The 23,451-nt window shown below is 73.7% G+C and carries 22 protein-coding genes; 7 read left to right on the plus strand and 15 right to left on the minus strand.

The features are described 5' to 3' along the window. Complete coding sequence (locus H596_RS20845) at positions 1-1,200, minus strand: LLM class flavin-dependent oxidoreductase (protein ID WP_084602647.1); 1,200 nt, start codon at positions 1,198-1,200, stop codon at positions 1-3. A gap of 146 nt (positions 1,201-1,346) precedes the next feature. After that, a complete protein-coding gene (locus tag H596_RS0108900; RefSeq protein ID WP_027284589.1) occupies positions 1,347-2,246 on the minus strand; it encodes a DMT family transporter in 900 nt (299 codons plus the stop codon). A 136-nt stretch (positions 2,247-2,382) separates the two neighbouring features. Between H596_RS0108900 and H596_RS0108905 the strand changes: the two genes are divergently transcribed. Genes H596_RS0108905 through pcaB form a run of 6 tightly spaced genes read left to right on the plus strand, consistent with a single transcriptional unit; the run spans position 2,383 to position 7,847 of the window. Beyond that, positions 2,383-3,426: a TRAP transporter substrate-binding protein gene (locus tag H596_RS0108905; protein ID WP_027284590.1), complete on the plus strand. Its 1,044-nt coding sequence runs from the start codon at positions 2,383-2,385 to the stop codon at positions 3,424-3,426. Positions 3,427-3,430: 4 nt separating this feature from the next. Continuing rightward, a complete protein-coding gene (locus tag H596_RS0108910; RefSeq protein ID WP_027284591.1) occupies positions 3,431-3,928 on the plus strand; it encodes a TRAP transporter small permease in 498 nt (165 codons plus the stop codon). After that, complete coding sequence (locus H596_RS0108915) at positions 3,928-5,250, plus strand: TRAP transporter large permease (RefSeq protein ID WP_027284592.1); 1,323 nt, start codon at positions 3,928-3,930, stop codon at positions 5,248-5,250. The genes H596_RS0108910 and H596_RS0108915 overlap by 1 nt, the downstream gene beginning before the upstream one ends. Positions 5,251-5,259: 9 nt before the next feature. Next, the gene (gene pcaH, locus H596_RS0108920; protein ID WP_027284593.1) at positions 5,260-5,970 is read left to right on the plus strand and encodes a protocatechuate 3,4-dioxygenase subunit beta; all 711 of its coding nucleotides are present in this window, start codon (positions 5,260-5,262) and stop codon (positions 5,968-5,970) included. Further along, complete coding sequence (gene pcaG / locus H596_RS0108925) at positions 5,970-6,488, plus strand: protocatechuate 3,4-dioxygenase subunit alpha (protein WP_037300675.1); 519 nt, start codon at positions 5,970-5,972, stop codon at positions 6,486-6,488. The genes pcaH and pcaG overlap by 1 nt, the downstream gene beginning before the upstream one ends. Positions 6,489-6,494: 6 nt before the next feature. Next, on the plus strand, positions 6,495-7,847 hold the full coding sequence (pcaB, locus tag H596_RS0108930; protein WP_027284595.1) for a 3-carboxy-cis,cis-muconate cycloisomerase: 1,353 nt from the start codon (positions 6,495-6,497) through the stop codon (positions 7,845-7,847). Positions 7,848-8,150: 303 nt separating this feature from the next. On the opposite strand, the gene H596_RS20850 is transcribed toward pcaB, so the two are convergent. Genes H596_RS20850 through modA form a run of 4 tightly spaced genes read right to left on the minus strand, consistent with a single transcriptional unit; the run spans position 8,151 to position 11,546 of the window. Continuing rightward, positions 8,151-8,984, minus strand: a complete 834-nt coding sequence (locus H596_RS20850) for a TSUP family transporter (protein WP_051212686.1) — start codon at positions 8,982-8,984, stop codon at positions 8,151-8,153. Continuing rightward, positions 8,981-10,093, minus strand: a complete 1,113-nt coding sequence (locus H596_RS0108940; RefSeq protein WP_027284596.1) for an ABC transporter ATP-binding protein — start codon at positions 10,091-10,093, stop codon at positions 8,981-8,983. Before H596_RS0108940 ends, H596_RS20850 begins: the two co-directional genes overlap by 4 nt. Continuing rightward, positions 10,086-10,760 (minus strand): molybdate ABC transporter permease subunit, encoded by a 675-nt coding sequence (modB, locus tag H596_RS0108945; protein ID WP_027284597.1) that lies wholly within the window; start codon positions 10,758-10,760, stop codon positions 10,086-10,088. The genes H596_RS0108940 and modB overlap by 8 nt, the downstream gene beginning before the upstream one ends. A 6-nt stretch (positions 10,761-10,766) precedes the next feature. Next, positions 10,767-11,546: a molybdate ABC transporter substrate-binding protein gene (modA, locus tag H596_RS0108950; protein ID WP_027284598.1), complete on the minus strand. Its 780-nt coding sequence runs from the start codon at positions 11,544-11,546 to the stop codon at positions 10,767-10,769. Between the two features lie 104 nt (positions 11,547-11,650). Here modA and H596_RS0108955 point away from each other — a divergent pair, with 104 nt between their 5' ends. Further along, entirely contained in the window at positions 11,651-12,058 is a 408-nt protein-coding gene (locus tag H596_RS0108955; protein ID WP_051212688.1) for a winged helix-turn-helix domain-containing protein, read from the plus strand. Between the two features lie 57 nt (positions 12,059-12,115). On the opposite strand, the gene H596_RS0108960 is transcribed toward H596_RS0108955, so the two are convergent. From H596_RS0108960 to H596_RS0109000, 9 genes are all read right to left on the minus strand, one after another. Further along, entirely contained in the window at positions 12,116-12,997 is an 882-nt protein-coding gene (locus tag H596_RS0108960; RefSeq protein WP_027284600.1) for an MBL fold metallo-hydrolase, read from the minus strand. Continuing rightward, positions 12,994-13,884, minus strand: coding sequence for a 16S rRNA (adenine(1518)-N(6)/adenine(1519)-N(6))-dimethyltransferase RsmA (gene rsmA, locus H596_RS0108965; protein WP_245583977.1), 891 nt, complete (start codon positions 13,882-13,884; stop codon positions 12,994-12,996). The genes H596_RS0108960 and rsmA overlap by 4 nt, the downstream gene beginning before the upstream one ends. Then, positions 13,868-15,220, minus strand: a complete 1,353-nt coding sequence (locus tag H596_RS0108970) for a peptidylprolyl isomerase (protein WP_027284602.1) — start codon at positions 15,218-15,220, stop codon at positions 13,868-13,870. Before H596_RS0108970 ends, rsmA begins: the two co-directional genes overlap by 17 nt. A 94-nt stretch (positions 15,221-15,314) precedes the next feature. Then, positions 15,315-17,756, minus strand: a complete 2,442-nt coding sequence (locus H596_RS0108975) for an LPS-assembly protein LptD (protein ID WP_245583978.1) — start codon at positions 17,754-17,756, stop codon at positions 15,315-15,317. Then, entirely contained in the window at positions 17,756-18,883 is a 1,128-nt protein-coding gene (gene lptG / locus H596_RS0108980) for an LPS export ABC transporter permease LptG (protein ID WP_027284604.1), read from the minus strand. Before lptG ends, H596_RS0108975 begins: the two co-directional genes overlap by 1 nt. Positions 18,884-18,894: 11 nt before the next feature. Next, positions 18,895-20,025 (minus strand): LPS export ABC transporter permease LptF, encoded by a 1,131-nt coding sequence (lptF, locus tag H596_RS0108985; RefSeq protein WP_027284605.1) that lies wholly within the window; start codon positions 20,023-20,025, stop codon positions 18,895-18,897. Positions 20,026-20,059: 34 nt separating this feature from the next. After that, positions 20,060-21,493 (minus strand): FAD-binding oxidoreductase, encoded by a 1,434-nt coding sequence (locus H596_RS0108990; RefSeq protein ID WP_027284606.1) that lies wholly within the window; start codon positions 21,491-21,493, stop codon positions 20,060-20,062. A 31-nt stretch (positions 21,494-21,524) separates the two neighbouring features. Then, the gene (locus H596_RS0108995; RefSeq protein WP_027284607.1) at positions 21,525-22,124 is read right to left on the minus strand and encodes a cysteine dioxygenase family protein; all 600 of its coding nucleotides are present in this window, start codon (positions 22,122-22,124) and stop codon (positions 21,525-21,527) included. Between the two features lie 4 nt (positions 22,125-22,128). Next, positions 22,129-23,280 carry an amidohydrolase gene (locus H596_RS0109000; protein ID WP_027284608.1) on the minus strand — a complete coding sequence of 384 codons (1,152 nt, stop codon included), beginning with the start codon at positions 23,278-23,280 and terminating at the stop codon, positions 22,129-22,131. Between the last annotated feature and the right edge of the window lie 171 nt (positions 23,281-23,451).

The following is a 23,451-nucleotide window of genomic DNA, read 5'->3' on the forward strand; positions in this document are numbered from 1 at the left end:
TCACGCCCGCCCGGGCCCCCTCTCCCGCAGCCTCAGCCGGTCCATCTCGGGCACCGGCTGGCCCGCATCCACGAAGGCCTGCTTCAGCGCGGCGAGGTTGGGGGCGAAGATGCCCTCGCGGTTGGCCACGCACCAGTCGCGGCTCTGCGCCGGCATGCGCAGGCTGCCCTGGAAGCGCGGCATCACCCAGCGCGCGAAAAGCTCGTAGCTGCGCAGCGTCTGCTCGCGGTCGGCCCATTCATGGCTGCGGAAGAGCACGCCGCCCGCGCCCCCCTCGGTGAAGGCGAGAAGCCGCGCGATGCCCTCGGCCACCGTCTCGGGGCTGCCCACCAGCGTGGTGCCGGCGCGCAAGCCATCGCCCAGCGGATCCTCGCTGCGCGTGGGCGGGCGGCCCAGCGTCTCGCCGAAATAGCTCTCCGTCTCCAGCCGCTCGCCGTGGCGCACCTCGGCCATGGCGCGCGCGTCGTCCTCGGCGCAATGCATGTTGACGACGAGGCGCCAGTTCGCGCGATCCATGGTCTTGCCGTGCTTGGCGGCCTCCGCCTCGGCCATGCGCCACTGATCGGCGAGCTTCTGCGGCCCGCCCGGCAGCCCGGCGCCGAGCGAGATCAGCCCGAGCCCGTGCCGCGCCGCCGCGAGCGCCCCCGCGGGCGTGGTGGAGGAGGCGACGCTGATCGGAAAGCGCGGATGGGTGTAGGGCGCGAGATGCAGCCGCGCCTGCCGCAGCTCGAACCACTCCGTCTTCATCGTGACGGGCTCCTCGCAGGCGAGCAGCGCCATGATGGCGGCGAGCGCCTCCTCCATGCGCGGGCGCTGGGTGCGCGCCTCGATGCCCATCATGTACGCGTCGGAGACGAGGGCGCCGGGCCCGCAGCCGAGCATGGCGCGGCCGCGCGTCATGTGATCGAGCTGGACGAAGCGCTGCGCGACGAGGAAGGGGTGGTGGTAGGGCAGCGAGGTGACGCCGGAGCCGAGGCGGATGTGCTTCGTGCGCTCGGCCGCCGCGGCGATGATGAGCTCCGGGCTCGCGATGGTCTCCCAGCCGGCGGAGTGGTGCTCGCCGATCCAGGCCTCGTCGTAGCCGAGCGCATCCAGCGCGACGAGCAGCTCGATGTCGCGCGCCAGCGCGAGGGTCGGGTTGTCGCCCAGCCGATGGAAGGGGGCGAGGAAGATCCCGAACTTCAGTCCGGCATGGGGCATGGGCGTTTCTCCTGCGGGGAAGGCTGGCCGCGCGGCGCGCCGCGGTCAACGGCGCAAGGCTTCCCCCGCGCGCGGCGTTCACCGCCGCACGCCTTTCCCTTGCGCGCGCCGTTCACCGCCGCAACCTTTTCCCTTGCGCGCGGCGTTCACCGCCGCACGACCAGCGCGACGCCGATGGCCGCCACCGCCGTGCCCGCCATGGCGAGCGGCGTCATCGCCTCGCCTAGCACGAACCAGGCGATGAGGGCGGCGAGCGGCGGCACCAGGAAGAAGACGGAGGAGGCGCGCGCCGCCTCGCCATGGCGCAGCATGGCGAAGAGGATCGAGAGCGAGATCAGCGAGTTCACGAACACCATCCAGGCGAGCCCCGCGAACAGCCCCGGCGCCCATTCCACCCGCATCGTCTCCAGGAGTGCGGCGAGCGGCAGCGTCGCCGCCAGCGCCACGCCGCACATCACGAGGTTCGCGGTGACGAGATGCGTCGCGCGCCCCGAGCGCCGCTCGAGCAGCGCGCCCGCCGTCATGCAGGCCAGCGCGGCGAGGGCGAAGAACAGCCCCACCCAGCCGAAGTTGCGAAAGCCCGAGCCCGAGACGATCACCAGCCCCGCCCCCGCGAGGCCGAGCAGAAGCCCCGCCCAGCCCCGCGCATCCAGCGGCGGATCGCCCGCCACCCGCGGCGCGAGCACCGCCACCGCCACCGGCTGCAGCCCGATCAGCAGCGCGATGGGCCCCGCCCCCATGCCCGCCTTCATGGCGAGGTTCATCGAGGCGAAATAGGCGAACTGCACCAGCAGCCCCATGCGGCAGAGATGCGCGAGCGCCGCGCGCTCCGGCCAGGGCGGGCGCAGCGCGAGCCAGAGCGGCAGCAGGATCGCCACCACCGCCGCATAGCGCAGCACCTGCAGCGTCAGCGGCTCGACATGCGGCAGGCAGAGCAGGATGGCCGTGAAGCCGCCCGACCAGAGCGTGACGAAGGCATAGGGCGCGACGGCGAGCCAGGCCGGGCGCGGCGCGGCTGCGGCGGGCGGCGTGCTGCGGCGGGTCACCCTTCCTCCCCTTCCGGGAGGGCGAGCCTAGGGCGGATCGCGCCCGCCCGGCCAGACGCCGGCGCGGAACGTCTTGAGCGCGCGCGCGCAAACGGGCACACAGGCGGGCACAAGAAGCCCCAGGGAGGCCCCGACCATGACGACCCGCCGCACCGCGCTGCTGGGCGCGCTCGCCGCGCCCGCGCTGCTCTCCATCCCCCGCGCGCAGGCGCAGGAGCTCACGCTGCGCCTGCACCATTTCCTGCCCGCCGTCTCCAACGTGCACCGGCATTTCCTGACGCCCTGGGCCCAGAAGATCGGCCAGGAGAGCAACGGGCGGCTGCGGGTGCAGATCTTCCCCGCCATGCAGCTCGGCGGCGCGCCGCCCCAGCTCTACGACCAGGCGCGCGACGGGGTGGTTGACATCGTCTGGACCCTGCCGGGCAACACGCCCGGCCGCTTCCCCTCCATCGAGGTCATCGAGCTGCCCTTTGTCGCGCACAAGCGCGCCTCGGTGAACGCGCGCGTCACGCAGGAGCTGCACGACACGGTCTTCGGCCGCGAGTTCCAGGACACGCACATCCTCTGCGCCTGGGCGCATGACGCGGGCGTGATCCACGCGCGGCGCGAGGTGCGCCGGCTCGAGGACATGAACGGGCTGCGCCTGCGCTTTCCCACCCGCCAGGCGGGCGAGGCGCTGCGCGCGCTCGGCGCGGCGGCGGTGGGCATGCCCATTCCGCAGGTGCCCGAGGCGCTGGCCCAGGGCGTGATCGACGGCGCCGTGGTGCCCTGGGAGGTGGTGCCCTCCATCCGCCTGCACGAGACGCTGCGCCACCACACCGAGATCGCGGGCAGCCCGACCTTCTACGTCGCCTCCTTCGTGCTCGCGATGAACAAGGCGCGCTACGAGGGCATGCCCGCCGATCTCCGCCGCGTGCTGGATGCGAACTCGGGCCAGGCGGCGGCGGCCATGGCCGCGCGGGTGTGGGACGAACAGGGCCCGGTGGTGGAGGAGATGGTGCGCCGCCGCGGCAACGCCATCGTGGAGCTCGGGGCGGAGGAAACCCAGCGCTGGCAGCGCCAGACCCAGCCCGTGATCGAGGCCTGGCTGCGCGCGATGCGCGAGCGCAACATCGACGGCGGCGCGCTGCTCGAGCGCACGCGCGCGCTGGTCGCGCAATACGGCCAGGGCGTGACCTGAGGCCTTGAGCGCGCCGCCCTCCCTGCCCGGCGGGCGCTTCGCCCGGTTGCCGGCCGCGCTCGCCATCGCGGGCGGGCTCGTGCTGCTGGCGGCCGCGCTGCTGACCTGCGTCTCCGTGCTGCTGCGCTGGCTCACCAGCCAGCCGGTGCGCGGGGATTTCGAGCTGGTCTCGCTCGGCTCGGGGCTTGCGGTGCTGGGCTTCCTCGCCTGGGGTAGCCTGACGCGCGCCAACATCCTGGTGGACAGCTTCACCGGCTGGCTGCCGCGGCGCGCCACCGCCCTGCTGGACGCCTTCTGGACGCTGCTCTGGGTGGCGGCGCTCTGGCTCATCGCCCTGCGCATGGCGCAGGGCGCGATGGACACCTGGCGCAACAACATGCGCACCATCGGGCTGCTCGCCCTGCCCTACTGGTGGGCCATCGGCATCGGCGCGGCCTGTTTCGCGCTGGCGGGGCTTGCGGCGCTGCTCTGGCTGCCGCGGCTGCTCCGGGGCCGGGGCTGATGGCGCCCGAATTCGCGCTGGCGGCGACGGGCTTCGCCGTGCTGCTCGGGCTGATCGCGCTGCGCGCGCCCATCGCGCTCGCCATGCTGCTGGTGGGCGCGGGCGGCTATGTGCACATCCTCGACGCCAACGCGCTCGCCAACTACCTCAAGACCACGCCCTACCACCTGTTCGCGAACTACACGCTCAGCGTCATCCCGCTGTTCATCCTGATGGGCGCGCTGGCCGAGCGCGGGGGCCTCGCGCGCGATCTCTTCGCCGCGGCGAACGCGCTGCTGGGCCGCCGGCCGGGCGGGCTCGCGATGAGCGTGGTGGGCGCCTCGGCGGCCTTCGGCGCGGTGTGCGGCAGCTCGGTGGCCACCACCGCCACCTTCGGCCGCGCCGCCCTGCCGGAGCTGCGCCGCTACGGCTACGCGCCCGGCTTCGCCACGGGCGCCATCGCCGCCGGCGGCACGCTCGGCATCCTCATCCCGCCCTCGGTGATCCTCGTGGTCTATGCGATCAGCACCGAGCAGAACATCGCCAAGCTCTTCATGGCGGCGCTCATCCCCGGGCTCATCGCCACGCTGTTCTACCTGCTGGCCATCCGGCTCTGGATGACGCTGCGCCCGGAGCTCGGCCCGCCCGCGCCCCCGCCCGCGCCGGACGAGCGGCGGGCCGCGCTGCTGCGGGTGCTCCCGGTCATGGCCATCGCCCTGCTGGTGGTCGGCGGGATCTATGGCGGCGTCTTCACCCCGACCGAGAGCGCGGCGGTGGGCTGCGTGCTGGTGCTGGCCCTCGGCCTCGCCCGCCGCTCCCTGCCCTGGCGCGAGGTGAAGGCCGCGCTGCTCGGCACCGCCGAGACGAGCGCGATGATCTTCGCCATCCTGCTGGGCGCGGAGGTGTTCAACGCCTTCCTCGCCCTTTCCCAGGCGCCGGATCTGCTGGCGGTCTGGGTCAGCGAGCAGGACTTCCCGCCCTATGGCGTTCTGATCGCGCTGCTGCTCACCTACGTGATCCTGGGCGCGGTGATGGACGAGCTGGCGATGATCCTGCTCACCCTGCCCGTCTTCTTCCCCGTCGTCACCGCGCTCGACTTCGGCATGACGACGGAGGAGACGGCGATCTGGTTCGGCGTCCTCGTGCTCGTGGTGGTGGGGATCGGGTTGATGGCCCCGCCGATCGGGCTCAACGTCTTCGTCATCTCCGCCATCGCGCGCGATGTGCCGATCGCGCGCACCTATGCCGGGGTGCTGCCCTTCCTGGCCACCGACCTGCTGCGCCTCGCCCTCTGCGTGGCGTTCCCCGCGCTGAGCCTCTGGCTCGTGCGCCTTCTCACCTGAGGTTCCGCGATGAGCGACCCGACCCCCTACGCCCCGCACGCCCCCGGCAGCCAGCCGCCGCTCGATGCGCCGGCCTATGGCAGCACCCACAAGCGCCACCCGAAGCTCGCGCCGATCCGCGCCCCGCTCACCCTGACCGAGGCGACGAGCCCGCGCCTCACGCCCGAGCGTTTCCCGCCCGAGGCCGACATGTCCCGCGTGAACGGGAAGGACGCGCTGGGCCAGCGCATCATCGTGGGCGGGCGCGTGCTGGACGAGGCGGGCCGGCCCGTGCCGCACGCCATGGTCGAGGTGTGGCAGGCCAACGCCGCGGGCCGCTACCACCACCCCGGCGACACGCATGACGCGCCGCTCGACCCCAACTTCCTGGGCCGCGCGCGCCTCTTCACCGACGCCGAGGGCTGGTACCGCTACACCACCATCCAGCCGGGGGCCTATCCCTGGCGGAACCACCACAACGCCTGGCGGCCGGTGCACATCCACTACAGCCTGTTCGGCGCGGGCTTCGCGCAGCGCATGGTCACGCAGATGTATTTCCCGGGCGACCCGCTGCTGCCGCTCGACCCCATCTTCAACGCGGTGCCCGACGAGGCCGCGCGCGACCGCCTGATCGCGCGGTTCGACCTCGAGCTCACCGTGCCCGAATGGGCGCTCGGCTACCGCTTCGACATCGTGCTGCGCGGCCCCGCCGCCACCCCCTTCGAGGAGGACCACGCCTGATGGCCACCGCCCAGCAGACCGCCGGCCCCTACTGGCACATGATCGACTTCCCCGAATGGGCGGACACGACGCGCTTCGGGGACGAGGGCCCGCGCATCACCCTCACGGGCGTCATCCGCGACGGCGCGGGCGCGCCGGTGACGGACGCGATGGTGGAGATCTGGCACGCCGACCCGGCCGGCCGCTACGACGCCGCGTTCCAGGGCTTCGGCCGCTGCCGCACCGACGCCGAGGGCCGCTTCCGCTTCACCACCCTCAAGCCCGGGCCCGTGCCCGGCCGGGGCAACGCGATGCAGGCGCCGCATGTGCTGGTGGCCATCTTCGCCCGCGGGCTGATGCGCCACCTGCTCACCCGCCTCTACTTCGCGGGCGAGCCGCTGAACGAGACGGACCCGCTGCTCGCCCTGGTTCCCGAGGCGCGCCGGCCCAGCCTCATCGCGCGCGAGAGCGCGCCCGGCGTCTGGACCCTCGACATCCGCCTGCAAGGCGAGGGCGAGACGGTGTTCCTGGAGGTCTGACCGCCCATGGCCGTGAACCCCGCCGATTCCACGGTGCTCGGCGTGCTCTACGGCACGGAGGCGATGCGCGCCGTGATGGGCGAGCGCGCCTTCCTGCAGAAGATGCTCGATGTGGAAGCCGCGCTGGCCCGCGCCCAGGCGCGGCTCGGCATCGTCCCGGCCGAGGCGGCGCAGGCCATCACCGCCGCCGCGGATGTGGACCGCCTCGACCTCGCCGCACTCGCCGCCGCCACGCGCAACACCGGCTACCCCGTGGTGGGGCTGGTGAAGCAGCTCAGCGCCCTGGCCGGCGAGGAGGCGGGGCGCTGGACACATTGGGGCGCCACCACCCAGGACATCATGGACAGCGCCGTGGTGCTGCAGCTCCGGGAAGCGCTGGCGCTGTTGCGGACGGAGCTGCTGGCCGTGAACCGCGGCCTCGCTCACCTTGCGCGCGCGCACCGCGCCACGGTGATGGCCGGGCGCACCCACCTCCAGCACGCGCTGCCCACCACCTTCGGCTGCAAGGTGGCGGTGTGGCTCTCGCCGCTCATCACCATGCTCGAACGGCTCGATCAGCTCGCGCCGCGCGCGCTCCGGCTGCAGTTCGGCGGCGCGGCCGGCACCCTCGCCTCGCTGGGCGAGCAGGGGCTCGCGGTGGCGGAGGCGCTGGCCGAGGAGCTCTCGCTGCCCTGCCCCGACATCCCCTGGCATGCGGCGCGCGACGGCCTAGCCGAGGTGGTGGGCTTCTGCGGCCTGCTGGCGGGGGCGCTGTCGAAGATGGCGACCGACGTGATCCTGCTGATGCAGACAGAGGTGGCCGAGGTGAACGAGCCGCACGCGCCCGGGCGCGGCGGCAGCTCCACCATGCCGCAGAAGCGCAACCCCATCGCCTGCGAATACATCCTCGCCCAGGCGCGCGGCGTGCAGGCGCTCGTGCCGCTCATGCTCGGCGCCATGGCGCAGGACCAGGAGCGCGGCACCGGCCCCTGGCAGGCCGAGCCGCTGGCCATCGGCCAGGCGCTGACCCTGACCCATGGCGCGCTGGTGCAGGCGCGCGTGCTCGCCGAGGGGCTGGTGGTGGATCCTGCGCGGATGGCGCGCAACCTCGCCGCCACGAGCGGGCTCATCGCGGCGGAGCAGGTGATGATGGGGCTCGCCCCGGTGCTCGGCCGCGGCGAGGCGCATCATGTGGTGAACCGCGCCTGCGACCATGCGCTTGCCCATGGGGTGCCGCTCGCCGAGGCGCTGCTGCTGGAGGAGGCGGTGGCCTCGCGCATGGAGGCCGATGCGGTGGCGGCGCTGTGCGATCCGCGCCACTACCTCGGCAGCGCCATGGCCTTCGTGGACCGGGTGCTGGCGCGGCACGCGGCGGGGTGAGGGGGGCGGCCGCATGGCCGCCCGTATCAGTTACCCACCGGCGATCCCGACCCGCCGTGGATGAAACTGTGGCACTATGGTTTGGCTGGTGGCGAGGTCGGCATGCCGATGGTGCGCCAGAGACCGCGTGTCAGTTTCTGTCTATACCAGCGGCCGCTTGCCGTGACTCGCGCGGCAGTGGCGCGGCCGCTGGTATGCCCTTGTTTTGGCACGCCGCCGCCCCACCGGGCCCCAACGCGGCTTGCCGCGTTGGGTGGTGGCAACCCGGCGTGCGTGATACGTCCGACGTGACCGCCGGCCGTATCAGCGCGCCGCCCGCGCCGCCGCCGCCTTGGCCGCGCCCTTGCGCCAGAGCTTCGCCGCGGAGGCGAGCAGGATCGCGCCGAGGATGAGCTTCAGCGCGGCGACCGGCACGAAGGGCAGCAGCGCCGCCCCCGCCAGCGCCCCCGCCACCGAGCCCGCCGCCATGGGCAGCCCCACGCCCAGCACCATCGCGCGCTCGCGATAGCCCCCCGCGCGGGCGTGGCGGATCACGCCCACCAGCACGGCGGGCAGGCTCACGATCAGGCTCGCCGTGCCCGCGGTGCGGATGTCGAGGCCGAAGCCGAAGATGAGGGTGGGAATGATCAGCTCCCCGCCCGCCACCCCGAGCAGCGAGGAGACGAGGCCGATCCCCGCCCCCGCCGCGAGACCCGCGGGAACGCGCCACCACCCCCCGGGCTCCGCGCCCAGATGCAGCGCCTCGCCCGCCGCCGCCTCGAGCAGCAGCAGCGCCCCGATGCCGGCCAGCAGCACGGCGATGATGCGCGTCAGGCGCTGCGCGTCGAGCCGCGCGAGCAGCCCCGCGCCGAACCAGGCCGCCGCCATGGCGGCGAGCATCAGCGCCAGGATTTCCGGCCAATGCGCCGAGAGGGCGGGAAAGGCGGCGAAGCCGAAACGCCCCAGCGCCGAGGCGGCGAGGGTGGCGAGGCTCATCAGCAGGTTGAGCCGCACCGCCGCATGCGCCGCCAGGGCGAAGAGGCCGAGCAGCACGGGCAGGCGGAACTCCGCCCCGCCCAGCCCGATCAGCCCGCCCAGCAGGCCGATGGCCGCACCCGAGAGCAGGGCGGGCAGCGGCCCGGCGGGCGGGGCGCTCACGCCGCCCGCCGCGGCATGGCGTGGATCGCCTCGCGCAGCAGCGAGACGGTGCAGCAGGCGCCGGGCGCGAGGCCGTTGCGCCGGGCGGCGTGCAGCGGCAGGGAAAAGCGCAGCGTGTGCCCGTCCGGATCCGCCACGTCGAGAGTGACCTGCGCCTCGTCGCCCAACGGCAGCATCTCCACCACCCGCCCCTCCACCGGGTTCTCGCGCTCGCCCACCGATGGCCGGCCGCGCCGGTGCAGCACCACCGCCGCCCCGGGCGCGAGCCAGTCCACCTCCTCGCCCGGAGCCAGATGGGGGGCGTGGGCGGCCTCGAGCAGCCTCTCGCCCCAGCGCAGCCGCGTCAGCCCCGCCGCGGCGTCATGCGCCTCCACACGGGCGCGGAAGAGGTTGCGAAGGTCGAGCAGGCGGGCCACCTCGGCGCTGGCGGGGCGGGCCAGCATCTCGAAGGGCGGGGCCTCCTGCAAGGCGCGGCCGCGATGCAGCAGCACCATGCGGTCGGCGAGCGCCAGCGCCTCGTCGAGATCGTGCGTCACGAGCAGGATGGGGATGGAGAGGCTGCGCCGCAGCCCGGCGAGTTCGGATTGCAGGCGGCGGCGCGTCGCGCGGTCCACCGCCGAGAAGGGTTCGTCGAGCAGCAGCACCGCCGGGTCGCGCGCCAGGGCGCGGGCCACAGCCACGCGCTGCTGCTGCCCGCCCGAGAGCTCGGCCGGGCGGCGGTCCTCGAGCCCTGCGAGATGCACGCGCGCCAGGAGCTCGCGCGCCCGCCCGGCCCGCGCCCCGGGCGGGAGATGGCCCATGGCGGCCATCAGGTTCTGCGCCGCCGTCATGTGCGGGAACAGGGCGTAATCCTGGAAGACGAGGCCGGCGGCGCGGCGGTGCGGGGGCAGGTTGCGGCCCCCCTCCGAGTCGAACCAGCACTCGCCCGCGCAGCGCACCCGCCCGCGCTCGGCCCGGTGCAGCCCCGCCACGCAGCGCAGCGCGGTGGATTTCCCCGCCCCCGAGGGGCCGACCAGCGCCAGCAGCTCCCCGGGCGCGACGCGGAAGGAGAGGTCGAGCGGAATGGGGGTGCGCGCGGCCAGCGCGACCTCGAGGCCCGGCTCAGCCATCGGCGCGCTGCCGCCCCACGCGGCGGGAGAAGGTGTTGGTCAGCCCGAGCGCCAGCACCGAGACGGCGAGCAGCACGGCCGACATGACGCCCGCCGCGCGGTCGTCGAAGGCCTGGACGCGGTCATAGATGGCGATGGCTATGGTCTGGGTCTCCCCGGGGATGGAACCGCCCACCATCAGCACCACGCCGAACTCGCCCAGCGTATGCGCGAAGGTGAGGACAGCGGCGGTGGCGATGCCGGGCCAGGCGAGCGGCAGCTCGATCCGCCAGAGCACCCGCCAAGGCGGCATGCCCGAAACCGCCCCCGCCTCCCGCACGCGAGGCGGGATGGCGGCGAAGGCGTTCTGCACCGGCTGCACCGCGAAAGGCAGGTTCACGATCACCGAGGCGAAGAGCAGCCCCTCGAAGCTGAAGGCGAGCCCATGGCCGAACAACCGCTGCCAGAGCTCGCCCAGCGGCGAATGCGCGCCGAAGGCGACGAGCAGGTAGAACCCCACCACCGTCGGCGGCAGCACCAGCGGCAGCGCCACCCCCGCCTCGACGAAGCCGCGCCCCGGGAAGCGGCGATAGGCCAGCACCCGCCCGAGCCAGACGGAGAGCGGCATGAGCAGCGTGAGGGTGGCCAGCCCAAGCTCGACCGAGAGGAGGAAGGCCGTCCAGTCCACGCGCGTTCACTCGCCGGGCAGGACGAAGCCGTAGCGGCGCATGATCTCGCGCGCCGCGGGGCCCTGGATGTAGGCGTAGAAGGCTTCGGCCACCGGGCCCGCGCGGCGCGTCAGCACCATGCGCTGGCGCAGCGGCTCGTGCAGGCTGTCGGGGATCAGCGCATAGGCGCCGCGCCCGCGCAGCGCCGGCGCCAGCACCAGCGAATAGGCGACGATGCCGCCCTGGCTGCCGCCCGCGATGGCGAACTGCGCGGCCTGCGCCACGTTCTCGCCCAGCACGAGATGCGGCTGCACCCGCTCCCACAGCCCCGCCGCGCGCAGCGCCTGTTCGGCGGCCCGGCCATAGGGAGCGTGGCCCGGATGGGCGATGGCGAAGCGGCGAACCTGGTCTGCCTCCAGCGCCGCGCGCAACCCCTCGAACCCCGCCTCGGCGCGCAAGGGCGAACCGGGCGGGGTGAACAGCACGATCCGGCCCACGGCGTAGAGAGCACCCTGGTCCCGCGCATGGCCGCCGGAGTGCAGGCGAAAGACGAAGTCCTCGTCGGCCGAGAGGAACATCTCCACCGGGCTGCCCTGCTCGATCTGGCGGGCGATGTTGCCCGAGGAGCCGAAGGAGAGGCGCAGTTGCTGCCCGGTCTCGGCGCGGAAGCGCTGGGCGATCTCCTCCAGCGCGAATTGCAGATCCGCCGCGCCGGCGATCAGCGGCGGCTGCGCCTGGGCGCGCGCGGCGAAGGGCGCGGCGGCGGCGAGCCCGACCAGGGCGATGCGGCGGGAAAGGCGGGGCATGGGCGACAACGGCTCCTCGCTATCTTTCGTTGTGGATAGCGCCCTGCGCTGGCCTTGTCCAGCCATGGCTGGAGCCGCGCCGCGAAGCGTGGAACTCTGCGCCCATGCCCCGCCAGCGCCCCGCCGCCGCGTCCCGATCGCCCCGCCGCGCCCTGACCCTGCGGCTCACCCTGCGCGAGGATGTGGCGCTCGGCCCTGGCAAGGCGGAGCTGCTGGAGGCCATCCGCGACACCGGCTCCATCGCCGCTGCGGGCCGGCGGATGCGCATGTCCTACCAGCGCGCGCATGACCTCGTCTCCGCGCTGAACGCGGGCTTCGCGGCGCCGCTGGTCGAGTCGGCGATCGGCGGCAGCAAGGGCGGCGGCGCGCGGCTGACGCCGCTGGGCGCGGAGGTGCTGGCCGCCTATCGCGCCGCCGAAGCCGCGGCCGAGGCCGCGGTGGCCGAGAGCCTCGCCCGGCTGCACGCGGCCCTCGCCCCCGCTCCGGGTCAGGCCCGCGACCGCACCCTGTGATGCGGGCGGCATGACATGCCGACCGTATGATGCGGGCGGCGCGCCATGCCGACCGCATCAATCCCTCAAGAAGAGCCAGTCATAGCCGGCGCCGGCGCGCTTGAGCCGCCCGGCCGTGGGGCTCGGGAAATGGATGGGCAGCATCAGCGTGGGCGTGTCCGCGATCTCCTCGAAGACGCGGCGGCGCGAGGCGCGCGCGGCCTCCGCATCCCAGCAGAAGATGGTGGAGAGGCTCGGGTCCGTGCACTGGAGCTGGTGGTGCACCAGGTCGCCCGCGATGATGGCGGTCTGGCCCCTGCTCTGCAGCTTCACGCAGACATGGCAGGGCGAATGGCCGGGCGTGAGGATGAGCGAGACGCCGTCGTCGAGGCAAAAATCCTCGTCCACCAGCAGGGCCTGGCCGGCGGCGACGATGGGCTCGCAGTTCATCTTCCACACGCCGCCCGCCCCGCCCGGCCGCTCCACGCCCTGCTTCGCCAGCGCCTCCCAGGCGGCGTATTCACCCTTGTGGAAGACGTATTTCGCGTTGGGGAAGGTGGGCACCCAGCGGCCGTCCACCAGCTTCGTGTTCCAGCCCGTGTGGTCGATGTGCAGGTGGGTGCAGAAGACGTAGTCCACATCCTCCGGCCGCAGCCCCTCGGCGGCGAAGGCGTCGGCCCAGGGCTGCTTGGGAAAGTCCATGGGCGGGCCATAGCCCTTGTCCTCGCCCGTGCAGGTGTCCACCAGCATGACGTGGTGCGGGGTGCGGACCACGAAGGTCTGGTAGGTGATGACCATCTTGCCGCTCGCGACGTCGAACACCTCGGGCGCGAGGGCCGCGACATTCCCCGCCTGGGCGGCGCTGTCATAGCCCAGGAAGAAATCCTCCGGCCGGCGCCAGGGACCGTCGCGCTCGATGAGGCTGGTGATCGAGATGTCGCCGAGTTGCAGGCGCTTCATGGGGTTTCCTCCTCCGTGGCGGGCGCATCCTGGCCCGAGGGCGGGTTGCGCGCCAGCCAGGCCCGGGCCAGCGCGTCGAAGGCGGCGATGGGCAGCTCCTCCGCCCGGCGCTCGGGCGCGATGCCGCAGGCGGCGAGCAGCGCCTCCGCCCCGCCGAGCGGCCTGAGCGCGCCGCGCAGCATCTTGCGCCGCTGGCCGAAGGCGGCGGCGGTGACGCGCTCCATGGCGCGGAACAGGGCGGGCGGGGGCTGGGCGGGGCGCGGCGCGATCACCACCACGGCCGAATGCACCCGCGGCGGCGGGCGGAAGGCGCCCGGCGGCAGGCGCAGCCCCACCGCGCACTCCGCCACCCATTGCGCGAGCACGGCGAGCCGCCCGTAATGCTCCGTGCCGGGGGCGGCGGTGATGCGCAGCGCCACCTCCTCCTGGAACATCAGCGTCAGCCGCTCCCAGGCCGCGCCCTGGCGCAGCCAGCCGAGCAGCAGCGGCGTGCCGACATTGTAGGGCAGGTTCGCCACCACCTGGCGGGGGCCGGGCAGCGCGGCCGCGCCGTCGAAGCCCAGCGCGTCCCGCCGCAGCACGGTGAGCCGGCCCGGGTGCGCGGCCGCGAGCTCGGCGAGTGCGGCGAGCGCCCGCTCGTCCAGCTCCACCGCGGTGAGGTGGGCGAGCGGCGTGGCGAGCAGCGCGCGCGTCAGCCCCCCGGGGCCGGGCCCCACCTCCAGCACATGCCGCCCTGTCAGATCGCCCGCCAGCCGCGCGATGCGCGCGCAGACCGCCTCGTCGAGCAGGAAATGCTGGCCGAGCGCCTTGCGCGCATCCAGCCCGTAGCGGCGGACGACCTCGCCGAGCGGGGTCAGCGGCGGCCCGGCCTCAGGCGCGGATTTCAATGACGCCGCGCCGCCGCAGCTCGCGCAGAAGCTGGCGGGAGATCACCTCCACCCGCTCGCGCAGGATCTGCTGGCGGATCGCCTCCGGCGAAAGGGGCGAGGCCCCCTCCCCTTCCTCCATGCGCCGCTGCTCGCGCGAGCAGACCATGATGAGCAGGATGCCGTCGGGCGAGACGATGGGCTGGCTGGCGCGCCCGAGCGGCAGCGAGGCGAGAAGCTGGCGCAGCGGCGGGGGGTTCACCGCCTCGAGCCGCACCGGCCCCGGGTCCACCGGCCGGTTTCCGGCGCGGGGCAGCGCCTCCATCTGCTCGCAGCCGCGCAGCGTGGCCTGCAGGCGCTGGGCGCGCTCCAGCGTGGCGCGCTGCTGCTCGGTGGGGGCCTGGGGGTCGAGCCGCGTCTCGAAGGGCAGGAAGGCCTGGCGGATGGAGAGCATGGTGGCGATGCCGGGCCCCGCGCCGCTCACCTGGCCCGAGCCGTCGCGCCGGCCGCGCACGGTCACGATCTGGAAGCCGCCGGCCACGCGGATGGGGTTGCTGATCGCGCCATTGGGCATGCGCTCCACCACCGCCGCCACCTCCGGGTCGAGCTGGCTGAGCGGCACCCAGCCGAGCAGCCCCCCCTGCACGGCGGACTGCGCCTGGCTGAACTGCGTCGCCACGATGGGGAAGGCCACGCCGCGGCGAAGCTGCGCCAGCACATCCTCCATGAAGCGGCCGACCTCGGCCTCCTGCCGCGGATCGTCCACCGGGATGAAGATCTCGCCCACCAGGTATTCGGCGCGGTTCTGCTCGGCGCGGCGGGCGGCGAGGGCGGCCTGCACCTCGGCGTCGCTGATCTCGGCCTGGGGGCCCAGCACCTGGCGCAGCAGCCGGCCCCAGCCGATCTGCACGCGAAGCTGGTCATAGAGCACGCGCGGCTGGATGCCGGCGTTGCGCATCTGCGCCACCAGCGCCCCGCGCGAGAGGCCGTTGCGCGCCTCGATCTCGGCCAGCGCCTCGGCCACGTCCTGGTCGCTGACGGGGATGCGGCGGCGCTGCACCTCCTGGATGCGCAGCCGCTCGTCCACCAGCAGGCGCAGCACCTGCGGCTGCAGGCGCTGCAGCGCCTCGGCCGAGGCGGCCACCCCCGTGTTGAGCGCGAAGAGCCGCGCGCGCGAGTTCACCTCGGCCTGGGTGATCACGTCGCCGTTCACAACGGCCAGGATGCGGTTCGCGCCGGGCGGGGCGGGCTGCGCCCCGGCCCCGGGCCGCGCCACGCCCGGGTTGCCCGGCTGGGCGGCGACGGGCCCGGCCAGGGCGAGGAGCAGGCAGCACAGGGCGGGCAGGAGGCGGCGCATGGCCGGACCCTCATAGAGCCGTTTCGGCCGGGGTGGAAAGCGCCCCCGGGCCGCGGCGCGCAGCCTGATGGGGTCGGCAGTGGCGCCGCCCCGATCAGATGGCGCGCAGCCCGTATTCGCCCACCGTCTTGAGACCGATGCGGAACAGCAGCACCGTGTTGCCGCGGTATTCCTGGTTGGTGGTGGGGTCCACCGCGAAGCGGCGCTGCAGCCGCGCCTCGAAGATGAAGCACTCGTCCTCGTAGCCGGCGGTGGCGATGACGAGGGAGGGGCGGTCGTTGCGCAGGTCGTAGCGGGCGAAGGCGTTGGCGCGCCACACCCCTCCGCCCGCGCTGCGCACATGGCCCGAGACGCCGAAGGAGACCTCGCTGCGCCCCGCCTCGGTGGGGAAATAGGGCAGGCGCGGCGTGTAGAGATAGCCGCCGACCAGCGAGAGGTTGTCGAGCGGCCCCACCCGTCCGAGCGAGACCGAGGCCGTGGCGTCGGCCATGCGCAGCCGCCCGTTCTGGCTGTCGAGCCGCGTCCGCCCCATCACCTCGAACCAGGAGACGGGGGCCACGCCCGCCCGCCCCACCCAGTCCGACCAGCGCCGGTCGAGCCCCGTGCCGGCGGGGAAGAGGGCGTCCTCGCTGAAGCGGAAGGAGCGCCCCACCAGCCCCTCGATGCGCCCGCCATTGGGGAAGTTCCAGGCCCCGCGCAGCGCCGCGTCCACCCGGGTGCCGCCCTCCTGCCGGTCGCGCCCGGTGAAGCGGTTGAGCTGGAAGAGGTTGGCGTCGGTGAACTCGAAGTCGAGGCTGTCCTCGTTGGGGATGCGCGCCTGCCGGCCCAGGCTGGGGCCGGTGACGATCTGCACCCGCGGCTCGATGATCTGCTCGCCCCATTCGCCGGCGGGGCGCAGGAAGGGCATGCGCCAGTCCAGCGCCGCGCGCAGGTTGGGGTTGGCGTGGCTGCCGCTGGCCAGGGGCAGGTTGGTCGGCGCGCGCTCCTGGTTCTGCGCGTAGTAGCCGTGGATGTCGGATTGCAGACGCACGGTCCAGACGCCGCCCACGGGATCATGCACCGGCCGTTCCCAGGCGATGCGCATGCCCATGCGCTGGCTCATCGAGCCGATCCCGCGCGAGATGCCGAGCAGCCCGAAATCCGTGGTCAGGAAGCCGCCCGCCACCTGGCCGCGCGGCGCGTATTCGAAGATCAGGTTGGGCGCGACATAGGGCAGGAAATTCGTGTTGTCGGTGGCGCGCAGCCCCTGATAGGCGCGCGCATCCAGCCGCGCGTAGCGCTCCGTGTTCCAGAAGCCCTCCAGGAACACGGTGCTGACGAGGAAGCGCCGCACCTCGAGCCGGTAGGTGCGCAGATAGGCCTCGGAGGAGGCGCGGTTCACGTCGAAGCCGGTGCGCCAGTTCTCGTCTATGTTGAAGCGCCCGCGCGCCGAGAGGTTCCAGGCGAAGCGCTCGTTCTGCGACTGGCCGTAGAGGCCGATGCGCTCCAGCGTCTCGCGCGGGAAATAGCCGCCCGAGCCCTGCACGCGCAGCTCGCCCGCATTGAAGCGACGGCGGTATTCGAGGCTGAGGTTGGGCAGCACCTGGGTGCCGGCGGTGACGGTGGCCAGCAGATCCTGCTGGTCATCGATGGCCCAGAAATAGGGGAGCTGGGCGAAGGCGCCGAGGAAGCGCGTGTAGCCCATCTGCGGGAAGAGGAAGCCCGAGGCGCGCGGCGTCTGCGGATCGGGGTGCGAGAAGAAGGGCGCGTAGAGCACCGGGATGCCGCCCACCTCCACCACCGCGTCGCGGTAGGAGATGCGCTCCTGCTGGCGGTCCTGGGTGGCGAGGCGGGCGCGGAGCTGCCACAGCGGCGGGCGGGTGGGATCGCGCTCGCAGAGATTGCAGGAGGAATAGACCACCCGGGCGAGGTCGGTGATCGTCCCTTCCGTGCGCCGCGCGCCCGTGCCGGCCATGCGCGCGTTCTGCACGAGGCGGGCGCGGATTTCGCGCAGCACCCCGTCGCGGAAGCCAGGGCCGAGCTCCGCCTCCTCGGCGTAGAAGGCCTGGCCGTCGGCCTCCAGCACCTGCACATTGCCGCGCAGCACGGCGACGCCGGTGTTGCGGTCGTAGGTGAACTCGTCGGCGCGCACGAATCGCTCGCCCTGCCAGGCCTCGACGCGGCCGCGGGCGGAGAGGATACCGGTCTGCTGGTTGAACTCCACCTCCTCGGCCTGGAAGGTCACGGGGGTCTCGTTGTCCACGCGCAGGCCGGGGCCCGGACCGGGGGCGGCGGGGCGCGGCGCCTCCGCGCCGGCGGGGGCCGCCTCTGGGCTGACCGTCACGGCCGTGCCGGGGGCGAAGATGGCCCCCGTCATGTCGGATTGCTGGGCGCGAGGGGCGGTGGCGAGCAGGCCGGCCAGCGCGAGCGCGAGCGGCCCCGCCGCCCGGCGCGGCAGGCCGAGGGCGGCGCGCAGCCGCCGGGCGAGGCGCGCGCGCGCGGCCCGGCGGGCGCGGCGCGCGGCGGGGGAAGGCGGGGGCGCAACGGGGGGCGTCATCAGCCTTCCTCCAGATGGAGCAGCAACGCGACGGCGAGCAGCAGCCCGGTGGCGGTGGGCGCCCAGGCGGCGAGCCAGACGGGCAGCGTGCCCGCCTCGCCGAACTCGCCCGTCACCCGGTCGAGCAGGAAGAGGCCGAAGCCCGCCGCCACGCCGATGGCGATGGCCCGCGCCGCCCCCCCCTGGCGCGAGTGGCGCATCGCGAAGCCCGCGGCCAGCAGCCCCATCGCCATACACAGGAAGGGCGTGGCGAGCATGGTGTGGAACTGCAGCCGGTGGCGCAGCGCCGAGAACCCCGCCTGCTCCAGCACCTCGATGAAGCCGGGCAGGGCCCAGAAGGAGAGGGTGTCGGGCGAGGCGAAGCTGTTCTCGATCCGGTCGGGCGTCAGGTCCGTGGGCAGCGCGAGCGGGCGCGGCCCGGCGGGAAGCTGGCGGCCGGGGGTGAAGACCAGCGCCTCCTCGATCAGCCAGGCGCCGGGCGCGAGGCGCATGCTGGGCGCCTCGATCCGTTGCAGCACCCGGTCCTGGCGCGAGAGCCGCCAGATGCTCACCCCCGAGAGGGTGAACTCGCCCGCGCGATCGGTGGCGAGCAGCCGGGTGGGCCGGCCGGTCAGGATGGCCACCCCCCCGGGCTCCAGCCCGGAATCGCCCTGGCGCAGCCACAGCCGCCCGCCGGCCAGCGCCGTCACGCCGCCGCCCGCGCGGAGATAGGAGGCGTCGAGCCGCTCGGCCCGCGCCAGCATGGCCGAGGAGACGGGCGAGACCGCCCCCACCGCCACCGCCCCGAAGCCGAGCGCCACCAGCACCGGCCCGGCGAGGAAGGCGAAGGCCGAGATGCCCGCGGCGCGCGCCACGATCAGCTCCGAGGAGCGGGCGAGCCGCCAGAAGGCCAGCATGCCGCCCAGCAGGATGGCGAAGGGCAGGATCTGCGTGGCGACGAAGGGCATGCGCAGCCCCGCGATGGAGGCGACGATGCCGAAGCTCGCCTCGGCCCGGCCGGCGGCGCGGCGCAGCAGTTCCACGAAGTCGAACAGCGCGACCAGCAGCGTCAGCGCCGCCAGCATGATCAGCACCGCGCCGAAGAAGCGCCGGCCGATGTAGAGGGCCACGGTGCGCGGCAGCGCCATCCCCCGCCCCCTCATCCGGCCCAGCGGCGCAGGCGCAGCGGCACGCCCGGCGCGCCCAGCAGCACCCAGGCCGAGGCGAGGCCCGGCAGCAGCGCGTGCAGCCAGATCAGCGGGATCAGCGCATGCTGCCGCGCCGCCATGTTGCCGAAGGCGAGGCCGAGCGCGAGCAGCCCCACCATGGCCGCGCAGCCCAGGAACAGCCGCATCCCGCCGCCGAAGCGGCGGAACTGCCCCGTCAGCGCCACCGCCAGCGCGAAGAGGGCAAGCCCCACGGCGGTGAGCGGGCTGGAGAGGCGCTGATGCGCCTCGGCGCGGAAGCGGCGCTGGTCGCGCACCGAAACCCCTTCCTCGGGGTGCAGAAGCTCGCCCAGCGTGCGCTCCTGCGCGTTGCGGTGGCGCACCCCCTCGGCGCGGGTGGCGCGCGCGAGGTCGAGGGTGTTCTCCTGGAAGCTCAGCACCGACAGGCGCAGGCTGCGCGTGCCGTCGGGCATCTGCACCGTCTCCACCTGCTGGCGCTGGCCGTTGAGCAGCGTCACGCGCGGGCCCTCGGGAGTGATGGTGAGCCGCCCATGCTCGGCGAGGATGGTCACCGCCGCCCCCGCCTCGCGCGTGTCGTGCACCAGGATGCCCCAGAGATGGCCGGCGCGGTCGCGGTGCCGCGCATAGACGGTGAGATCGGCGCCGAGGGAGCTGAACACCCCCTCCTGCAGCAGCAGCCCGGCCATCTGGTTGCGGATTTCGAACTGCCAGTCGCGGAAGCTGCGCTGCGCCGCCGGGGTGATCCAGAGGTTGAGCGCGTAGCAGGCCAGCATCGCCATGGAGGCGACGGCGATGGCCGGCCGGGTGAGCTGCCAGTTGGACAGCCCCGCCGCGCGCATCACCACCAGCTCCCGGTCGGAGGCGAGGCGCACATAGGTGAAGAGCGTCACCACGAAGGTGGTGATGGGCAGGATCATCCCGAAGAAGCCCGGCAGCAGCAGCCCCGTCAGCTCCAGGAACACCCAGATGGACAGGCCCCTGTCCAGCACCAGCTCGATGAAGCGCAGCGACTGGGTGAGCCAGACCAGCGCCGCGAGCCCGACCGTGACGGCGAGCAGCGCGAGCGCGAGCTGGCGCATGATGTAGCGGTCGAGGCGCGTCATGGAGCGGGCGTCATATCAGCCGCGGCCCGCCCGGTCATCCGCCGGGCAGCAGCTTGCCCGGATTCATGATCCCCAAGGGGTCGAGCGCGGCCTTGATGGCCCGCATGGCGGCAAGCTCCGCGCCCCCGCGCCATTCGGCCAGCATGCCGGTCTTGAGCCGCCCCACCCCGTGCTCGGCGCTGAAGGAACCGCCCAGTTCCCGCACGATGTCGTTGACCGCATGCATGATCTCCTCGCTGCGGGCGAGGAAGGCGGCGGGCTCCATCCCCTCGGGCTGGAGCAGGTTCATGTGGATGTTGCCATCGCCCAGATGCCCGAAGGGCACGGGCCGGCTGCCGGGGATGAGCGCGGTGAGCGCGGCCGAGCAGCGGCGGATCATCTCCGGCACCCGCGAGACGGGCACCGAGACGTCGTTCTTCACGCTGGCGCCGGCGCGCTTCTGCGCCTCGGGCTGCTCCTCGCGCAGGCGCCAGATGGCGGCGCGCTGCGCCTCGGAGCCGGCGATGGCCGCGTCCAGCACCTCGCCCGCCTCCATCGCCGCCTCCAGCACCCCCTCCATCAGCGCCGCGAGCCCCGCGCCCTCGCGCGAGGCGGTGAGGTCCACCAGCGCGTAGTGCCGCGCGGGGGCGGCGAGCGGCAGCACCGCGCCCTCGATGGTGGCCAGCAGCGCATCCATCCCCGCGCCCGAGATGTATTCGAAGGCGCGCACCGCCCCCTCGTCGGCCGCGCGGAAGCGGCGGAACAGGGCGAGGGCGGCGTCCTCGTCCGGCAGGGCGCAGAGCGCGGTGGCCGTCTCGCGCGGGGCGGGAAAGAGGCGCAGCACGGCCGCCGTGATGACGCCCAGCGTGCCTTCCGCCCCCACGAAGAGATGGCGCAGCGCATAGCCCGTGTTGTCCTTCCGCAGCCGGCGCAGCCCGTGGATCACCGAGCCGTCGGGCAGCACCACCTCGAGGCCGAGCATGAGTTCGCGCGCATTGCCGTAGCGCACCGTGGTGTTGCCGCCCGCATTGGTGGAGAGCAGCCCGCCGATCATGGCCGAGCCCTCGGCGCCCAGGCTAAGCGGAAAGAGGCAGCCATGCTCCGCGGCAATCTGCTGCGCGCGGGCGAGGACGAGGCCCGCCTCCACCGTCATGGTCATGTCCAGCGGATCGATTTCGCGCACCCGGTTCATCCGGGCGAGGCTGAGCACCACCTGGCCCGGCCGCGCCTCGGGCGTGGCGCCGCCCACCATGGAGGTGTTGCCGCCCTGCGGGATGATGGCGATGCGGTGCGCCGCGCAGAGGCGGACGCAGGCCGCCACCTCCTCGGTGCTGGCCGGGCGCAGCAGTGCCATGGCCTCGCCCCGGTAGAGGCCGCGCCAGTCGGAGAGGGCGGGGGCGATGTCCTCGGGCGCGGTCAGCAGGCCCTGCGGGCCCAGGATCTCGCGAAAGGCGTCCGGCAGCGCGGGGGGGGGCGGCAGGTCGGGCATTGCGCCAGATGCCCCCGGCGCGCCCGGCCGGTCAATGGGCCGGGGCGAGCTCGGCCGCGCGGTCCCAGAGATTGGGCAGATGTGCGTTGTGATAGCCCGAGACGAAGCGGCGCGGCGCGCTGGTCTCGGGGTCGAAGACATGGCGCTCGATGGCGCCGATGTTGCCGCCATAGACGTGGATGGAGAGGGAGGGCCGGTCCGTCAGCGCATTCTCGACCCAGTGGGCGTCCTCCTCGGCCGAGCCCACCGCCACCACCTCGCCGGGCGAGAGGTGGTCCACCTGGCCCGCGCGCATGGGCTGGCCGGGCACGGGGTGCATGGTGGTGCTGCGCTCCGCCCCGCGCAGCATGCCGACAAGGCCCCAGGTCCTGTGGTTGTGGATGGGCGTGCGCTGCCCCACCCCCCAGACGAAGCTGACGACGCAGAAACGCTCCAGCGGGTCGCAGTGCAGGAGGTATTGCCGGTAGCTCGGCCCCGGCGCCGCGAACTCATCGGGCAGCCAGTCGTCGTGGCGCAGCAGGCCGGCCAGCAGCGCGCGCCCCTCGGCGAGCCAGGTGGCCTCGTCCGGCGCGCGGTCGGCGAGGCGGGTCATGGCCTGGATGTAGTCGCGCAGGCGGGCGATGCGGGTCATGGGCTCAGCCTTCCGAAAGCGCGCGCTTCGCCACGGCCGCGAGATAGCCGGAGGCCGTGGGCAGGATCGCGTCGTTGAAGTCGTAGGCGGGGTGGTGCAGCTCGCGCCCGCCCTCGGCGGGGCCGTTGCCGATCCAGACGAAGGCGCCGGGCACCTCCTTGAGGAACCAGGCGAAATCCTCGCCGGTCATGGCGGGGGTCATGTGCTCCACCACCTCGGCGACCTCCGCCGCCGCGCGGGCGGCGAGGTCGCGCTCGGCCGGGTGGTTGGCGGTGACGGGCACGCCGACGCGGAACTCCACCTCCGCCTGCAGCCCATAGGCGGCGGCGATGCCGTGGGCGATCTCGCGCATGCGGGTCTCGATCAGCGCGCCGACGGACTCCTCCAGCCAGCGCGCCGTGCCCTTCAGCGTGGCGCGGCGGGGCACCTGGTTCTGCGCCTCGCCGGCCTCGGCGATGGTGACGCTGACCACGCCGGACTTCATGGGATCGAGCCCGCGCGCGACGATGGACTGCAGCGCGACGATGGCATGGCCTGCGCCCAGCATCGGGTCGCGCGTCAGGTGCGGCAGGGCGGCGTGGCCGGCATGGCCCTCGAAGGCGATCTCGAAGCGGGCGCCGGCGGCCATCACGGCGGAGTCATGCACCCCCACCACGCCGGCGGAGAGGCCGGGCCAGTTGTGCCAGCCGAAGATGCGCTCCATCGGGAAGCGCCGGAACAGCCCGTCCTGGATCATGTGGCGGGCGCCGCCCGCCCCCTCCTCCGCCGGCTGGAAGACGAGGCGGATGATGCCGCTCCAGGAGGGATCGGCCTGCAGCAGCGCCGCCGCGCCGAGCAGGGCGGCGGTGTGGCCGTCATGGCCGCAGGCGTGCATCACCCCGGGCTTGGTGCTGCGCCAGGGCAGGGTCTCGTCCAGCTCCTGGATCGGCAGCGCGTCCATGTCCGCGCGCAGCCCGACCGAGCGGTTGCCGCCTGCGCGGCGCAGCGTGGCCACCACGCCATGCCCGCCCACCCCCGTCTCGATTTCCGAGACGCCGAGTTCGCGCAGCCGCTCCACCACGAAGGCGGCGGTCTCTCCTTCGTCGAGGGTCAGGCCGGGATGGGCGTGGAGGTGGCGGCGCCAGGCGGTGAGGCGCTCATGCAGGGAGGGATCCATGGGTTGAATGTAGCGCGGGCCGGCCATGCTCGGAAACGCCCGGGCTCCGGGGCGGAGCGCGCCCGGCGGCTTGCCCTTTCTCTTGCCAATGCTTATCCGCGCCATCTATGTTTTTGAGCAAAGCCTAAGGAAAAGATATCGCCGAGGCGGAAATTTAAGTTGCGCCGCGGC

Source organism: Rubritepida flocculans DSM 14296, assembly GCF_000425365.1.
Classification (GTDB): Bacteria; Pseudomonadota; Alphaproteobacteria; order Acetobacterales; family Acetobacteraceae; genus Roseococcus; species Roseococcus flocculans.

Excerpts from the sequence above, each read along its gene's own strand:
- H596_RS0108915 (WP_027284592.1), top strand. The coding sequence starts at position 3,928 with ATGGCGCCCGAATTCGCGCTGGCGGCGACGGGCTTCGCCGTGCTGCTC.
- H596_RS0108995 (WP_027284607.1), bottom strand. The coding sequence starts at position 22,124 with ATGACCCGCATCGCCCGCCTGCGCGACTACATCCAGGCCATGACCCGC.
- pcaB (WP_027284595.1), top strand. The coding sequence starts at position 6,495 with ATGGCCGTGAACCCCGCCGATTCCACGGTGCTCGGCGTGCTCTACGGC.
- H596_RS0108975 (WP_245583978.1), bottom strand. The coding sequence starts at position 17,756 with ATGACGCCCCCCGTTGCGCCCCCGCCTTCCCCCGCCGCGCGCCGCGCC.
- H596_RS0108960 (WP_027284600.1), bottom strand. The coding sequence starts at position 12,997 with ATGAAGCGCCTGCAACTCGGCGACATCTCGATCACCAGCCTCATCGAG.
- H596_RS0108905 (WP_027284590.1), top strand. The coding sequence starts at position 2,383 with ATGACGACCCGCCGCACCGCGCTGCTGGGCGCGCTCGCCGCGCCCGCG.
- H596_RS20845 (WP_084602647.1), bottom strand. The coding sequence starts at position 1,200 with ATGCCCCATGCCGGACTGAAGTTCGGGATCTTCCTCGCCCCCTTCCAT.
- H596_RS0108990 (WP_027284606.1), bottom strand. The coding sequence starts at position 21,493 with ATGCCCGACCTGCCGCCCCCCCCCGCGCTGCCGGACGCCTTTCGCGAG.
- lptG (WP_027284604.1), bottom strand. The coding sequence starts at position 18,883 with ATGGCGCTGCCGCGCACCGTGGCCCTCTACATCGGCCGGCGCTTCTTC.
- H596_RS0108940 (WP_027284596.1), bottom strand. The coding sequence starts at position 10,093 with ATGGCTGAGCCGGGCCTCGAGGTCGCGCTGGCCGCGCGCACCCCCATT.
- H596_RS0109000 (WP_027284608.1), bottom strand. The coding sequence starts at position 23,280 with ATGGATCCCTCCCTGCATGAGCGCCTCACCGCCTGGCGCCGCCACCTC.
- H596_RS0108955 (WP_051212688.1), top strand. The coding sequence starts at position 11,651 with ATGCCCCGCCAGCGCCCCGCCGCCGCGTCCCGATCGCCCCGCCGCGCC.
- lptF (WP_027284605.1), bottom strand. The coding sequence starts at position 20,025 with ATGACGCGCCTCGACCGCTACATCATGCGCCAGCTCGCGCTCGCGCTG.
- H596_RS0108970 (WP_027284602.1), bottom strand. The coding sequence starts at position 15,220 with ATGCGCCGCCTCCTGCCCGCCCTGTGCTGCCTGCTCCTCGCCCTGGCC.
- pcaG (WP_037300675.1), top strand. The coding sequence starts at position 5,970 with ATGGCCACCGCCCAGCAGACCGCCGGCCCCTACTGGCACATGATCGAC.
- modA (WP_027284598.1), bottom strand. The coding sequence starts at position 11,546 with ATGCCCCGCCTTTCCCGCCGCATCGCCCTGGTCGGGCTCGCCGCCGCC.
- pcaH (WP_027284593.1), top strand. The coding sequence starts at position 5,260 with ATGAGCGACCCGACCCCCTACGCCCCGCACGCCCCCGGCAGCCAGCCG.